Genomic DNA, 14,543 nt, shown 5'->3' on the forward strand with positions numbered 1-14,543 from the left:
GAATGCTTCCTACGTTCGAGACAGCTCGCCTATCTCTCCGGCCGCGAACGATGGCCGATTTCGATGCGTGCCTGGCGATGGATCGTGACCCGGATGTGGTCAAATACATCGCTGGTCCGTGGAACGATGCTTCGAAGCACGAGGCTTTTCTCCGCGAGCGAATCCAGGCCGATTTCGGGAAAGGGCTGGGCTACTGGTCGATCTTTGGGCGAGACGCCAAATCCCGCTTTCTGGGTTGGGTTCTGCTGATTCCTTATGATGGTCTGGGGCCCAGGGTGGAAATCGGCTGGCGCCTGAACCGGTCGGCCTGGGGGCAGGGATATGGAACGGAAGCCGCCCAGCCTTTCGTCGCCCATGCCTTCGAGGGGGTCGGCTTGCCGGAGATCGTGGCCGACATCGACGCCCGGAACGTGGCTTCGCATCGTATTGCCGAGAAGATCGGCATGAGATGCATGGGCGATATTATCCATGGCGGCGTGCCCATGAAGTCATATCGGCTCACGAAGCAGGACCATCGATAGGGCCCCACCTGCCGCCTTCGTCGCCGGCGGCTGTTCCTCACCGATCTCAGGCCGTCACGACGCAGGGCGCCCTGGTTTCTTTCGCTCAATAAAAAAGCCCCGCACCGGTTCCCGGCGCGGGGCTGTTCATGGCCGGAGGCGGTTCAGGCCACCAAAGCGAGCTCGGCGTTGGCGTTGCGGATCGCCTCCTCGCGCGCCTCGGGGCCGTAGCCCAGCTTTTCGGCACGGATGAAGGTCACGTCGGTGATGCCGGCGAAGCCGAGCATGGTGCGCAGATGCGGCTCCTGCGAATCCATCACCTGGGCCGGGCCGCTGCTGTAGAGGCCGCCGCGGCTCTCGACGACGATGGCGCGCTTGTTCTTGAGCAGGCCCTCGGGGCCAGCCTCGCTGTAGCTGAAGGTGATGCCGGCGCGCAGCACGTAGTCGAACCAGCTCTTCAGCGTCGAGGGGATGCCGAAATTGTACATCGGCGCGCCGATGACGATGGTGTCGGCGGCCTTCAGCTCCTCGACCAGCGCGTTGGAGAGGGCGAGCGCGTCGCGCTGTGCCGGCGTCCCGTTGATGCCGGCGCGGACGGCCGCGGTCGTCTCGGCGTTCAGATGCGGAACCGGAGCGGTGTCGAGATCGCGCTCGACGACGTGCAGGCCGGGATTCTGGCTGCGCAGCCGCGAGACCGTCGACTGCACCAGCTGCCTGGAGACCGAGTCGGCGCCCGAGGCGCTGCTGTTGAGGACGAGGACGGTGGCCATGGTGAAACTTCCTATCGGCAGGAGTGATTTCGATGGCCCGGAAGATAGTGGTTCACGGATCGCACCAGAATTCGCATAATCGGCACCAAGCTGTTGCACCTTGAGGAACACTCATGGCCGAGTTGGACGATATCCGGAGCTTCATTGCCGTGGTCGAGGCGGGCGGCTTCGGCCGGGCGGCGCAGAGCCTCGGCCTGGCGAAGTCGATCGTCAGCCGCCGGGTGAGCCGGCTCGAGGAGGAACTCGGCACGCGCCTGCTCAGCCGCACGACGCGCGGCGTCAGCGCCACCGAGGCCGGGCTCGAGTTCAAGGCGCGCAGCGAGCGCATCCTGGCCGAGCTCGAGGAGGCGCGCGAGGCCGTGGCGCAGCGGGCGGGCGGCGTCGCCGGGCGGTTGCGCCTCGCCATGCCGCTGACCTTCGGCAATCGCCATGTCGCGCCGTTGCTCGGCGAGCTGGCGGAGCTCTATCCGCGGCTCGAGATCGATGTGCAGGCGAGCGACCGCTATGTCGACCTGATCGGCGAACGCTTCGACGCCGCCATCCGGATCGGCTCGCTCAAGGATTCGAGCCTGATCGCCCGGCGCATCGCGCCGGTCCATGCCACCGTGGTCGGCAGCCCGGCCTATTTCGAGCGACGCGGGTGCCCGACCATTCCGGCCGACCTCAACGACCATGACTGCCTGCTCTATAGCGGCACCAATGACCAGGACTGGGTATTCCGGACCGGCAAGCGCTGGATCACGGTCCGGCCCCCGGGACGGATGCGCTCCGACAGCGGCGATACGCTCCTGTCCTGGGCCGTGGCGGGACTCGGGCTTGCCGTGCTGCCGACCTTCATCGCCTCCGACGCCATCCGGTCCGGTGCGGTCGAGCCGATCCTGCTCGACTATCCGATGCCGACGCGGGCACTCTATGTCGTGCGCCCGCCAGGGGCCTATGTCCCCGGCAAGGTCAGGGTGCTGATCGATCTCCTGGTCACGCGCTTCGGCGGGACGCCCTACTGGGATCCCTGCCAGATGGAGGCGCATCAGCGGGGCCTGAGGCTGGACGAGCCGATGAGCAGCCAGCTGACGCCCGTCGCCAGGCGCGCGCATCACGCCGCGTGATCTGCGGCATCACCCGAATTCGCGTGGTTCCCGGCGCGGTTTCCGACATTCTTCGCTAGCGCCCAGATGGAGGATGCGATGCTGCTCGTCGGAATGCTCGATAGCCCCTATGTCCGCCGGGCGGCCATTACGGGCACCCTGCTGGAGGTGCCGTTCGAGCACCGCTCCGTTTCTGTCTTCCGCCACATGGAAGAGTTCCGCGCGATCAATCCGCTGATCAAGGCGCCGACGCTGGTCACCGACGACGGCATCGCCATCAGCGAATCGCTGTTGATCATCCAGCATTTCGAGGATGTCGCCGGCCGTTCGCTGCGCCCGATCGAGGGCGTGGCCCGCCGTCGCGACCTGGCGCTCACCGGCATCGGCATCGTTGCCGCCGATAAAGCGGTCTCGATCGAATACGAGCGCAAGCGGCCTGAGGCGCAGCGTTATGCCCCCTGGCAGGAGCGCATCGCCGCTCAGCTGCATACGGCGCTCGACCTGCTCGATGCCGCCGCCAGAGAGGGCGAGCTGACTGCCGGGCCGGAGCTGCTGCCGAGCGACATCGCCGCGGCGATCGCCTGGGGCTTCTGCCGCTTCGTGATCCCGGAATTCGTGCCGGAGGAGCGCTGGCCGGCGCTGGCGGAGCAGGCGCGGGCCTGCGAGGCGCTGGACGTGTTCAAGGCCTGGCCGATCGACCGGGAATAGCGAGCCACCCTGAACGGCTTCCTATCCGACGGAAGCGTCATTGCGAGCGAAGTAATCCGGGGGTGGCAGAGCTCTACGTCCCCATGGATTGCTTCGTCGCTTCGCTCCTCGCAATGACGGTGAGAATCGCGAGTTGAAAGCAATGTTCAAGGCTCCACGCCACGTGATGGCCGGGTCGAGCCCGCGCGTGGCGTGCGCCTGACGGCTCAGTTCTGGACGAAGTTGGTCGGCAGCGGGCGCACGGCCGGGCCCGAGAAGGAGCCGGGCTTGGCGTCGACGGGCTCGGCATGGCTGAAGCCGAGCGCGGCGGCCGGGCTCGGGCCGGCGATCGGCGCGGCCGAGGGGCCCGTGGCCTTGGTCCGGGCCGTGGCGACATTAACGGGCTTGCCGGTGGTGACGCCGGTGCGCGAGACGGTGGCGAAGAGCGAGTTCAGGCCCGAGCGGTCCATCGGCAGGGCTTCTTCCGGCTCCGCGGCGACCGGCGTGGAGCGCTGGGTCGCGGTGGCGAAGCTGACGCCGCCCTCGCGCGGACGGGCGGGCGGCAGCGCCGCCGTGACGAGGCGCCCTTCGGCGGCCTGCGCGGCGGGGCTCTCGGCCGGATTGCTGCCGCGCAGCGAGGCGATGGCGGCATCGGCCAGCGCCGTCGGCCTGAGCGGCGGCAGCGGGGCGCTGACCGGCTGGCCGGCCAGGATGGTCTCGGACGGGGCACCCGCCATCTCGCCCGGGCGCCGCGGCGGCAGCGAGGCGAGGACGAGGCGGGCGTCGGAGCCCGGCTGCGGCGCGAAGGCGAGCGCGCCGGCGGCAGCGGGCAGAGCCGCGACCTGCACCGGCGCCTGGTCGTCGCCGGGCGCGGAGAGGCCGCGCGGACGCGCGAGCGGCAGCGGCGCATCGATCAATTGCGGCCGGATGTCCCGGGCTGCGGCCGGGGGCGGCGTCGGCTCGGCGGCGGGCGCCGGAACCGGGGCTGCCGGCTGCGGAGCCAGGCGCTCGGAACGCTCGCGCACCAGAGCGCTGGTGGTCGGCTCGGGGGCCGGTGCGAGGGCGACGGCGAAGCGCCCGCCATCGGCGGAGTTGCCGTCCCCGGCATAGGCCATGACAGGCGGCGGCGCCTTCGGCGCGCTGCGCCGGCCACGGGTCGGCCGCGCATCGGCTTCCTCGTCGTCGCCGCCGAACAGCGAGGCCCAGAGGCTCTTGCGGCCGGAGGCGATGACGGCGCCCTCGTCCAGATCGGCCGCGGCATAGCCGGCGACGGCGCCGCCGCCGGACAGGATCTCGGCCTTGGCGAGCTCGTAGCCGCCGAGCGGACGTCCGTCTGCCGGCAGGTGCACGGTCTTCTCGTCGGGGAAGAGGCGCACGAGCTGGTCGCGCGTCATGCGCGGCCAGGAGCGGACGGAGCCGACATCGAGATGGACGAAGGGAGTGTGGGCGTTCGGGTAGAAGCCGACGCCGCCGCGCTGCAGGCGCATGCCGATCTCGCGGATGCGGGCGGTCGGCACGTCGGGCAGGTAGAAATCCATCGCCTTGCCGAGCATGTGCTGGCTGTGCTTGGCGACGGCGCGGGAGCGGCGGCGCAGCATCGCGTTGGTGCCGGGCGCGCGGTAGGAGGAGACGACGTGGAAGGGCTGCTCGGAGCCGAGCAGGCGCTGCACCTCCCAGATCACGTCGAAGAGCCGCGGATCCATGCGGGTCGGCTCGTCGGTGCGCCAGTCGCGCAAGGCCCAGTTCAGCTTTTCCAGCCCGGCGGAATCGTAGCGGCCGTCACGCTTGAAGGTGACGGTCGTCTCTTCCTTCGTATGCATGTGCCGGATGGTGATGGTGCGGGTGTCACCGAAGGCGGCGGCCTTGTCCGTGCCGCGGACCGTCAGCACCAAGGCGAGGCAGGCCAGACCCAGGGTCACGACGTGTCGCATCGCAGGCTTCGAGCCGGACGGCACCCATCCCGCGAGCTTGGCGTTGATCCTGCCCAATCTGTCTGACCCGTCTCGGTGCCCCCGCCGAAGCGGCGCGATGAACGTGAACGAACAGTTGCGGAGAAGCGTTAACGACTCGTTAGCGCGCCGGCAATCGCCCCGCCAGAAATTCCTGGGACAAGCTGGCTAAAGACGGATCATGGCAAAAAGGAGCCCGCCTTACGACGGGCTCAATTCAGCCACGTTGTTCCAGGGCCTGCCGGACCAGCCTGTGGAAACCATAGACATCATCGAACCGGCTGACATGACCATCCGCGCCGACCACGATCGTGTTGTAGACGAGGTGGATCGACAGGGGCTGCGGCAGGTTGATCCGGCGCTCGCCCGAGCCGATCAGCCGCTTCAGCCGCTCATGCGTCCATTCCGGGCCGAGCACCTGGTCGGCCAGCGCGAAGGGGTTCTCGACGCGCACGCAGCCATGGCTCAGCGCCCGCCGCTCGCCGGTGAAGAGCCGGCGATTCGGCGTGTCGTGCAGATAGACCGCATGCTCGTTCGGGAACATGAACTTGATCCAGCCGAGCGCGTTGCGCTCGCCCGGCGGCTGGCGCACCGAGATGCCGCCGCTCTTGGTGCGGGTGACGACATAGCCGCGCTTGGCCGCGTAGTTCGGATCGGCCGCGAGCCCCGGCAGGAACTCCTTCTTGAGGATCGAAGGCGGCACGTACCAGGACGGGTTGACGACGACATGGTCCATCTTGTGCGAGAAGATGGGTGTCGCCGATTCCGGCTTGCCGATGATGGTGCGGGCCTCGTGCACCACCTTGCCCGAGCGGACCACGCGCACGCGCATCTCCGGCACGTTGACCATGATGTGGTCGGTGCCGAGATCCGGCGGCAGCCAGCGCCAGCGCTCCATCTGGGCGGCGATGTCCTCTTCGCCGCGGGCGGAAGCCGGCTTGCCCAGCGCCGCCAGCGTGCGCTCGCTCAGGATGCCGTTGGCCGGCAGCCCTGCCCGCTTCTGGAAGTCGGCCAGCGCCAGCGAGGTCGAGCGGTCGAAGACCGGCTCCTGGCTCGGGCCGAGGCCGAGGCGCGCACGGACCAGCGGCACGCGCTCGTCGCGCATGCCGAGCTTGAGCGGCGGGCCGGCCGGGATACGCACCAGCGGCGTATCGTCGAGATGCTCGCGCATCTCCGCGAGCTTGGCCTTGAGGCGCCGGTAGCCTTCATGCGGCGGGTTGTAGGCGGCGAGCACGGCGCCGGCGTCGCGCGCGCCCGCGAGCTCGGACAGTACCTCGGTCGCCGAGGGCAAATAGAGGGTCGGCGTGATCAGCTTCGAGAGCCGGCGCGGGTCGATGCGGCCGCCGCGGGCGTCGCGGGCATAGAGCACGGCGAGCGCCGAGAGGCGGATATCGGCCTCGGCGAGCCTGGCCTTGTCGCTCGCCTCGAAGGCGGGGAGGGGATAGTCGCCCGGGCGCAGCCCGTCCTCGCCGGCGCGGCCGAGCTGCGCGACGATGCGCTTGCCGGCCTCGTTCCAGCCCTTGCCGTCGATCCAGAAGGGCTTGTTCTCATTGGCCTGGTAGGCGGCGATGATCTCGTTGCGCTCGCGCTCGGGCAGGCGCTGCAGCGCGACCGCGTCCTGGAGCTGCTCGGCCACCGCGCCGGCGAATTCCAGGCCCGGCGGGACGGTGATGACGAGCTTCGGCATCTCCGGCAGGGGCACGAGAAGCTCGACGCTGCGCAGCGGGCCCTGCGGCTGGGTCGCCGGCGGTTCGGCCGGCTCGGGGGCCGTTTTGGCGGCCGGGGTCAGCGCCGGGTCGGGCGCCGGCATCTCGATCTCCGGGATGTCGAGCGTGACCGGCTCCTCCTCCGCCTCCAGCGGGGCGGTGGCGTCGAGCTTGGCGGGGTCGCGCAGGCGGTTGCCGGCAGAGACCGTGCCGGTGACGATCTCCGGCTCTTGAGCGGTCTGCGCCTGTGTCGCCTCGGCCTCGGCTTGCGGAGCAGCCGGCTGCGCGACGTCCGTCAGCCGCAGTTCGGGCTGCTGCGGCAGGGGAATGCCGAGCGTGGGGTCGGTCTGGACCGGGGTTTCGGCGCTGAGCGGAGCACATCCCAGAATCATGGCCAGGGCGGATGCCGAGGTCAGTTTCGCCCATTGGCGACGACGCATAGTCGCATTCCCGATCACTGCCGAATCGCGCCATTCCTGCGTGACTCGGTGGGTTGAGACAAGATGCGGCGGCGCAACAGGCCGACGCATTCGAAGCAGGACCCGCAGGCGAGAGCGAGTCCGAATCCTTGGTCGCGGCTCAGGCCGCGTCGGTTTCGTCGGCGTTCGCCTCGCTCTCGATCAGCCCGTAGTCCTTGAGCTTGCGATAGAGCGTCGAGCGGCCGATGCCGAGCTTGCGCGAGACCTCGGACATGTGGCCGCGATAATGCGCGAGCGCGAAGGTGATGATCTCGCGTTCGAGCTCGTCGAGCTTGCGCATGTCGGAGCCAGCGACGAGTTCGAGCGCGTTGGGGTCGCGCACCGGCATGTGGATGATCCGCGGCGGCGGCTCGCCGGAAACCTCGGAGCGGGCGAGCGGCGGCGGGGCTGGCGGGATGCGCACGTCGAAGCCCTCCATCTGGGCGGCGATCTGCGGGAACTCGGCGACGCCGAGCTCGTCGCCATCGGCGAGGACGACGGCGCGGAATACGGCGTTCTCGAGCTGGCGGACATTGCCCGGCCAGTCGTAGCTGCCGATCAGCGCGACGGCCTCGGCGCTGATGCCGCTCAGCTTGCGGCCTTCCTCGGCCGCGAAGCGGGCGAGGAAGCCGCGGGCGAGATCGGCGATGTCCTCGCGGCGCTGGCGCAGCGGCGGCAGCGTGATCGGGAAGACGTTGAGGCGGTAGTAGAGATCCTCGCGGAACTCGCCGCGCTTCACCTGGTCCAGCAGGCTCTTGTTGGTGGCGGAGATGATGCGGATGTCGACGCGCACCGATTTCTTGCCGCCGACGGGGTCGACCTCGCTCTCCTGAATGGCGCGCAAGAGCTTGACCTGGGCGTCGAGCGGCAGCTCGCCGCCCTCGTCGAGGAAGAGGGTGCCGCCATTGGCCTCGACGAACTTACCGAGATGACGCTCGGTGGCGCCGGTGAAGGCGCCCTTCTCATGGCCGAACAGGATCGATTCGACGAGGTTATGCGGGATCGCGCCGCAATTGACCGTGACGAAGGGCTTGCCCTTGCGGTCGCTGGAGCCCTGGATCGCGCGCGCCAGAACCTCTTTGCCGACGCCGGATTCGCCCTCGATCAGGATCGGGATGTTCGACTTCGCCGCCCGCTCGGAGAGGCGGACGACGCGCGCCATGTCGGGGCTCTTGGTGGCGAGGTCGCGGAAGCCGAGCGTGTTGGCGGCGCGGCGCTTGATGTGGCGCAGCTCGTGCTCGAGCGCGCCGAGCTTGAGGGCGTTTTTGAGCGAGACCTGCAGGCGCTCGGCGCCGACGGGCTTGACCACGAAGTCGGAGGCGCCGGCGCGCATCGCCGCCACGACGGTTTCGATCGAGCCATTGGCGGTCTGGACGATGACGGGGATCTCGATGCCGCGCTCGCGCAGATTGGCGAGCACGCCCATGCCGTCGAGGCCGGGCATGGTGAGGTCGAGCACGATCGCGTCGATGCGCTCGCCCTCCGGAGCGCCGACCAGGGCGACTGCCGCCCTGCCATCCTCGACCACGACCACATCGTAGCCGAAGCGCTTCAGCATCGCGTCCAGCAGGCGGCGCTGCACGGGATCGTCATCGACGACGAGGACGGTGGCGGTCATGGCACCTCGAGGACAAGACAATATGAAAGAATTGCGCTCTGCCGAGGGAATCGGCTGTTCCGTTCTGGGGCATCCTCGGCGAGAAGGGTTAAGCGGGGTTTAAGCCCTGCCGGCCGGCCCGGGACGCGCCGGCGTTGATCGCAGGCGGCCTGCCGGCCTATGGAAGGGTTCATGTCACGGCGGCGAGGGACCGAGCGAATGCGTTTCCACCAGACGATCCTGCGGTCCGGCTCCGTTGCGGCCGCCAAGCCCGCGCCGGCATTGGGCGACCTGCCGGAATGGGATCTGAGCCATCTCTATCCCGGCATGGACTCGCCGCAGTTCAAGGCCGATCTCGACGGAGTCCTCGAGCTGGCGCAGGCCCTGGCCGGCCGCTATCGCGGCAAGCTCGCTGCGCTCGCCGCTGCGCCCGACGGCAGCGAGACCCTGGCCGAGGCGATTCGGGCCTATGAGAGCCTGAGCGACCTGCTCGGGCGGATCGGCGCCTATGCCGGCCTGGTCTATTCCGGCGACACCACCGACCCGCAGCGCGCCAAGTTCTATGGCGACACGCAGGACAAGCTGAACGCCGCGATCACCGAGCTTCTGTTCTTCGAGCTGGAACTGAACCGGGTCGAGCCTGACGTGCTGGCGAAGGTCGCGAGCCAGGCGCCGCTCTCGCATTGGAAGCCCTGGCTCGACGATCTCGCCAAGGACAAGCCGCACCAGCTCGACGACCGGATCGAGGCCTTGTTCCACGAGAAGTCGATGACGGGCGCGGCCGCCTGGAACCGGCTCTTCGACGAGACCATCGCCTCGCTGCGCTTCATGGTCGACGGCGAGGAGCTGACGCTCGAACTCACGCTCAACAAGCTGCAGGACAGCGACGGCGAGGTGCGCCGCAAGGCGGCCGAGGCGCTGAGCGCGGTCTTCCGCAAGGAGCTGCGCACCTTCGCGCTGATCACCAATACGCTGGCCAAGGACAAGGAGATCTCCGACCGCTGGCGCAAGTTCGAGGACGTCGCGGATTCGCGCCATCTCGCCAACCGGGTCGAGCGCGAGGTCGTCGATGCGCTGGTGGCGGCGGTGCGCGAGGCCTATCCGCGCCTGTCGCACCGCTATTATCGCCTGAAGGCCAAGTGGTTCGGCCGCGATGCGCTCGATTTCTGGGACCGCAACGCGCCGCTGCCGCAGGTCGAGCAGCGCACCATCCCCTGGGCCGAGGCGCGCGAGACGGTGCTCTCGGCCTATGATGCCTTCTCGCCGAAGATGGCGGCGATCGCGCAGCGTTTCTTCGACGAACGCTGGATCGACGCCCCGCCGCGTCCCGGCAAGGCGCCGGGTGCCTTCGCGCATCCCACCGTGCCGTCAGCGCACCCCTATGTGCTGCTGAACTACCAGGGCAAGCCGCGCGACGTGATGACGCTGGCGCATGAGCTCGGCCATGGCGTGCATCAGGTGCTGGCGGCGCCGAACGGGGCGCTGATGGCGCCGACGCCGCTGACGCTGGCCGAGACGGCGAGTGTCTTCGGCGAGATGCTGACCTTCCGCAAGCTGCTCGATTCGACCTCCGACCCGAAGCAGCGCAAGGCGATGCTGGCCGCCAAGGTCGAGGACATGATCAACACGGTCGTGCGCCAGATCGCCTTCTACAGCTTCGAGCGCCGGGTGCATGAGGCCCGCCGCGAGGGCGAACTGACTCCGGAGGCGCTCTGCGAGCTCTGGATGGGTGTGCAGGAGGAGAGCCTCGGGCCGGCGATCCGGCTGACGGCGGGATACGAGCCCTATTGGTGCTATATCCCGCACTTCATCCACTCGCCCTTCTATGTCTATGCCTATGCCTTCGGCGACTGCCTGGTGAACTCGCTCTACGGCGTCTACCAGAACGCGGCCGAGGGCTTCCAGGAGCGCTATTTCGCGCTGCTCTCGGCCGGCGGCAGCAAGCCCTATTCCGAATTGCTCGCCCCCTTCGGCCTCGATGCCAAGGACCCCGGCTTCTGGCAGATCGGCCTTCGGATGATCGAGGGCATGATCGTCGAGCTCGAAGGGATGGAGTGAGGCGGGGCGACGCTTCCGACCCTCTTTTCCAGCAAAGCGGAGGTCATCCCGGGCAAGCCGCGTGAGCGGCGCCGATCCGGGGTCCATGCCGGAACTCCTTCCGATGAAGGTTCAGGCATGGATCCCGGGTCTTCGTTTCGCTGCGCCCGGGATGACCATGTGGCACGGCTGAAGCCCTAGAACTGCACCCTCAGGCCCACCTGCGCGACATTGGCGGTGTAGTCGTCGCCGATCTGCGTCGAGGTCAGGCGCTCATGGGTGAAGCTGGCGCGGATCGCGAAGGTCCGCGTCAGCCGGTATTCGAGCCGCGCGCCGATATTCATCAGGTCCTCGCGCAGGTTCTGGCCCTCATAGTCGGTGCGGCCGAAGGTGGTGAAGCCGGTCACGGTGAGGTTGCGGCGCAGGGCATGCGCGACCTCCAGCGTCGCCCGGCGCACCGTGGTGCCGGAGGAACCGGCGATCGTCGTGTCGCCGAGCTCGGCCGTGCCACGCAGGGTCACGGTGGTCAGTGGCGTCGGCGTCCAGAGCACGGCTGCATCGCCGACGAAGCCGCGCAGATTCTTCAGGCGGTTGTCCTCGTAGTTGCGGTTCTGGTAGCCGCCCGAGACCTCGCCGGTGAGCAGGCGGCTGATCTCGAAGGTCGAGCCGATGCGCCCGCTGAGGCCGTTTGAGGAGCGCATATAGCCGCTCGAATCGACTTTCTCATCGAATTCGCGCTGGTCGATGTCGGCCTGGACGAAGGGCTTGAAGCCGGGCGTGACCTCGTAGGCGGCGCGCAGGCGCAGGCCGTACTGCGTCTGGTTGCGGTCCTTCTGCGAGAGGATGGCGCCGTTGGAGAGGCGGGCATCTTCGTAGTCGCTGCGGTCGACCGAGCCGCGCAGGGTCAGCTGCAGCCGGTTGAGGTCATGGGTGACCCCGGCCGAGCCGCCATATTGCCAGATCTGCGGGCGCCCCTGGACGGCGGAGGTCAGGTCGGGCGAGCCGGGGCGCTGCGTGTCGAGCCGCAGGCGCGATTCGAGCAGGATGCGCGTGTCGCGCGTCGCATCGAGGCGCAGGTCGAGATTGCCTTCGCCATCCGGCCGCGAGGCCTCGCTCTCCCTGAAATACTGGGAATAGCCGCCGCGCAGCCGGCCGCTGAGCTGATGCACGTTCCAGTCGGACTGGATGTCGAGATCGCCCTCGTAGCGGGCGAAGGGCGAGCCTTTCACGCCCGCCGCCGAACTGCGCTGCGGATTGGTGTCGTAGCCGATCGAGTTGGTGAAGCCCGGGCGAAGCGTCACCGAGCCGACGCGCACGCCGAGCGCAGCGTAAGGGTCTTCTTCCGCGGCCGCACGGCGGCGGGGCGGAGGCGGTGGGGGCGGAGGCGGAGGCGGAGGTGGCAGTGTCGCCACGGCCGGCGGCGGCTGCCGGAACTGGCGCTGGGTCACGCCGCGCAGGGCGGGGGCCTGCACCGGCTGGCTCGCGCGCGGCGGCGTGCGGGCGGAAATGGCGGATGGCTGGCCTTGCACCAGGGAGCTGGGGTCGCGAAGGGCCTGCGGCTCCGGGGTGGCCGGGGTCAGCGGTGGCGCGGGTGGCTCTGGCGGCTGCGCGATATAGGCCGGCGTGCCGGTCCTCAAGGCGCGTTCCTGCTGCGCCGCAGCCGTCGAGCAGCCGAGCGCGAATCCGGCCAGGGCGGTGCCGGACAGAAGCAGGATGGTCGTACGACCGGACACGAGGCTAGCAAGGCTCCAGGCGAATGCGCGCGAAGGGCGCGCATGGTTAACGGAGTTAGAACGAACAGGGTTAAGGAGGCGTCAACGCGGGCCGGGCCTCTCGGCCGGTGGTGGAAATGGCCCGAGGCGCCGTGCTACAGCGCCCGCCATGACCGACGACATCCGCGCTTCCGCCCTTCGCACCATCGCCACCGAGCGCGCCGGGCTCGACGCGCTCCACGCCGCGCTCGCCGATGGCCTGGGCCAACCTTTCGCCGACGCCGTCGCCATGATCCGCGGCGCGAGCGGGCGGGTGATCGTCTCGGGGATGGGCAAGTCCGGCCATGTCGGGCGCAAGCTCACGGCGACCCTGGCCTCGACCGGCACGCCCGCCCATTTCGTCCACCCGGCCGAGGCGAGCCATGGCGATCTCGGCATGGTGCAGCCGGAGGATGTGGTGATCGCGCTGTCCTGGTCGGGCGAGGCGGCCGAGCTCGCCGCGCTCGTCGGCTATACCCGCCGCTTCCGCGTCGGGCTGATCGCCATCACCGCCAATGCCGAGAGCACGCTCGGCCGGGAGGCGGACATCGCGCTCGTCCTGCCCAAGGCGACGGAAGCCTGCCCCAACGGGCTCGCGCCGACGACCTCGACGACGATGCAGATCGCGCTCGGCGACGCGCTCGCTGTGGCGCTGCTCGAGGCGCGCGGCTTCTCGCGACAGGACTTCTTCGTCTATCACCCGGGCGGCAAGCTCGGCGCGCAGCTGAAGACGGTCGAGAGCATCATGCATCGCGGTGCCGAGCTGCCGCTGATCGGGCTCGACACGCTGCTACCGGACGTGGTCGCGATGATCTCGGCCAGGGGCTTCGGCTGCGCCGTCGTGATGGATCTCGACGGCAAGCTCGCCGGGGTCGTCACCGATGGCGATCTGCGCCGCAAGGCGACGATGGGCGGCGGCGCCTCGCTCAGGGCGCGGGACCTGATGACGGCCGATCCGCGCCGGGTCGGCCTCGACACGCTCGCGGTCGAGGCGCTGGAGCTGGTCAATCGCAGCCGGATCACGGCGCTGATCGTGGTCGATGGCAAGGAGCGGCCGGTGGGGCTGGTCCATGTCCACGACCTGCTGTCGCTGGGCGTGGCGTAACTCCGGCCGTCACGCTCGGGATCTGCTTCGCTCCGCCCGGAAACGACGCCCTCGACGTCCTGCTCGCCCTTGTGGCGAGCATCCACGTCTCGAACACCGCTCTCGATAAGGCAAGACGTGGATGGTCGGGACAAGCCCGACCATGACGGGAATCCCGTGTTCGTGGCTCCTGCGATGGGCTGCCCCGGAGCGATGGTGTGGGACCGCTCTTGTCAGTGGCGTCTGTCGACCTATCTGAAGCTTTAGTCACTACAGCTTTGGAGGCCAGTTATGGCTGCGACGACGCGACTTGAGCGCGTGATGCCGATCGGGGCGCTCGCCGAGCGCACCGGCGTCAAGGTCGAGACGATCCGCTATTACGAGCAGGTCGGGCTTCTGCCGCCGCCGGAGCGCTCCGAGGGCAACCAGCGCCGCTACAGCCGGCGCCATGCGGAGCGGCTCGCCTTCATCAAGCATGCGCGCGATCTCGGCTTCGCCGTCGATGCCATCCGCGCGCTTCTGAGGTTGTCGGACACGCCCGGCATCGCCTGCGACGAGGCGCATGCGATCTCGGTCGCGCATCTCGACGAGGTCCGCGACAAGATCGCCCGGCTGCGCTCGCTGGAGAAGGAGCTGGAACGGATCGCCACGACCTGCTCGGGCGGCGTCGCGGCCTGCGATTGCGCGATCATCGAGGCGCTCGCCGACCACGGCAGTGCGACCATGCCCATCACTGAGGTGTTCCGGCCGATTTGAACCTCCGATCAGCCGCGAAAGGGCGTTGTCATCCCGGGCTTGACCCGGGATCCATGCCGGAGCCTCCGTCGGAAACGCTCCGGCATGGATCCCGGATCGGCGCGGCTTTGCCGCTTGTCCGGTGACCACGCACCTCCTATCGAGAGGAGCTCATGTCGATTGC

At 69.0% G+C, this 14,543-nt stretch carries 11 protein-coding genes; 6 read left to right on the forward strand and 5 right to left on the reverse strand.

Translation table 11 applies throughout. The features are described from left to right. Positions 1–2 precede the first annotated feature (2 nt). Positions 3–521: a GNAT family N-acetyltransferase gene (locus tag B5Y19_RS05635; protein ID WP_055726816.1), complete on the forward strand. Its 519-nt coding sequence runs from the start codon at positions 3–5 to the stop codon at positions 519–521. A gap of 143 nt (positions 522–664) precedes the next feature. On the opposite strand, the gene B5Y19_RS05640 is transcribed toward B5Y19_RS05635, so the two are convergent. After that, positions 665–1,270 carry an FMN-dependent NADH-azoreductase gene (locus B5Y19_RS05640; RefSeq protein WP_055726802.1) on the reverse strand — a complete coding sequence of 202 codons (606 nt, stop codon included), beginning with the start codon at positions 1,268–1,270 and terminating at the stop codon, positions 665–667. 113 nt (positions 1,271–1,383) lie between these two features. Here B5Y19_RS05640 and B5Y19_RS05645 point away from each other — a divergent pair, with 113 nt between their 5' ends. Continuing rightward, complete coding sequence (locus tag B5Y19_RS05645) at positions 1,384–2,376, forward strand: LysR family transcriptional regulator (protein WP_079591199.1); 993 nt, start codon at positions 1,384–1,386, stop codon at positions 2,374–2,376. A gap of 78 nt (positions 2,377–2,454) precedes the next feature. After that, the gene (locus B5Y19_RS05650; protein ID WP_176168571.1) at positions 2,455–3,063 is read left to right on the forward strand and encodes a glutathione S-transferase family protein; all 609 of its coding nucleotides are present in this window, start codon (positions 2,455–2,457) and stop codon (positions 3,061–3,063) included. A 206-nt stretch (positions 3,064–3,269) separates the two neighbouring features. Here the strand turns inward: B5Y19_RS05650 and B5Y19_RS05655 are convergent, their stop codons facing one another. The 3 genes from B5Y19_RS05655 to B5Y19_RS05665 form a co-directional block, all read right to left on the reverse strand. Next, entirely contained in the window at positions 3,270–4,973 is a 1,704-nt protein-coding gene (locus B5Y19_RS05655) for a peptidoglycan L,D-endopeptidase MepK (RefSeq protein ID WP_079591235.1), read from the reverse strand. Between the two features lie 235 nt (positions 4,974–5,208). Continuing rightward, on the reverse strand, positions 5,209–7,089 hold the full coding sequence (locus B5Y19_RS05660; protein ID WP_139384270.1) for a L,D-transpeptidase family protein: 1,881 nt from the start codon (positions 7,087–7,089) through the stop codon (positions 5,209–5,211). 187 nt (positions 7,090–7,276) lie between these two features. Further along, positions 7,277–8,773 (reverse strand): sigma-54-dependent transcriptional regulator, encoded by a 1,497-nt coding sequence (locus B5Y19_RS05665; protein WP_079591201.1) that lies wholly within the window; start codon positions 8,771–8,773, stop codon positions 7,277–7,279. Between the two features lie 198 nt (positions 8,774–8,971). On the opposite strand from B5Y19_RS05665, the gene B5Y19_RS05670 reads away from it, so the two are divergent. After that, complete coding sequence (locus B5Y19_RS05670; RefSeq protein WP_079591202.1) at positions 8,972–10,810, forward strand: M3 family oligoendopeptidase; 1,839 nt, start codon at positions 8,972–8,974, stop codon at positions 10,808–10,810. A gap of 176 nt (positions 10,811–10,986) precedes the next feature. Here the strand turns inward: B5Y19_RS05670 and B5Y19_RS05675 are convergent, their stop codons facing one another. Then, the gene (locus B5Y19_RS05675) at positions 10,987–12,522 is read right to left on the reverse strand and encodes an outer membrane beta-barrel protein (RefSeq protein WP_055730791.1); all 1,536 of its coding nucleotides are present in this window, start codon (positions 12,520–12,522) and stop codon (positions 10,987–10,989) included. A gap of 148 nt (positions 12,523–12,670) precedes the next feature. Between B5Y19_RS05675 and B5Y19_RS05680 the strand changes: the two genes are divergently transcribed. Then, a complete protein-coding gene (locus tag B5Y19_RS05680) occupies positions 12,671–13,645 on the forward strand; it encodes a KpsF/GutQ family sugar-phosphate isomerase (RefSeq protein WP_055730790.1) in 975 nt (324 codons plus the stop codon). 297 nt (positions 13,646–13,942) lie between these two features. After that, entirely contained in the window at positions 13,943–14,380 is a 438-nt protein-coding gene (locus B5Y19_RS05685) for a MerR family transcriptional regulator (RefSeq protein WP_176168576.1), read from the forward strand. Positions 14,381–14,543: the final 163 nt, after the last annotated feature.

Source organism: Allobosea thiooxidans, assembly GCF_900168195.1.
In the GTDB taxonomy this organism is placed as follows: Bacteria; Pseudomonadota; Alphaproteobacteria; order Rhizobiales; family Beijerinckiaceae; genus Allobosea; species Allobosea thiooxidans.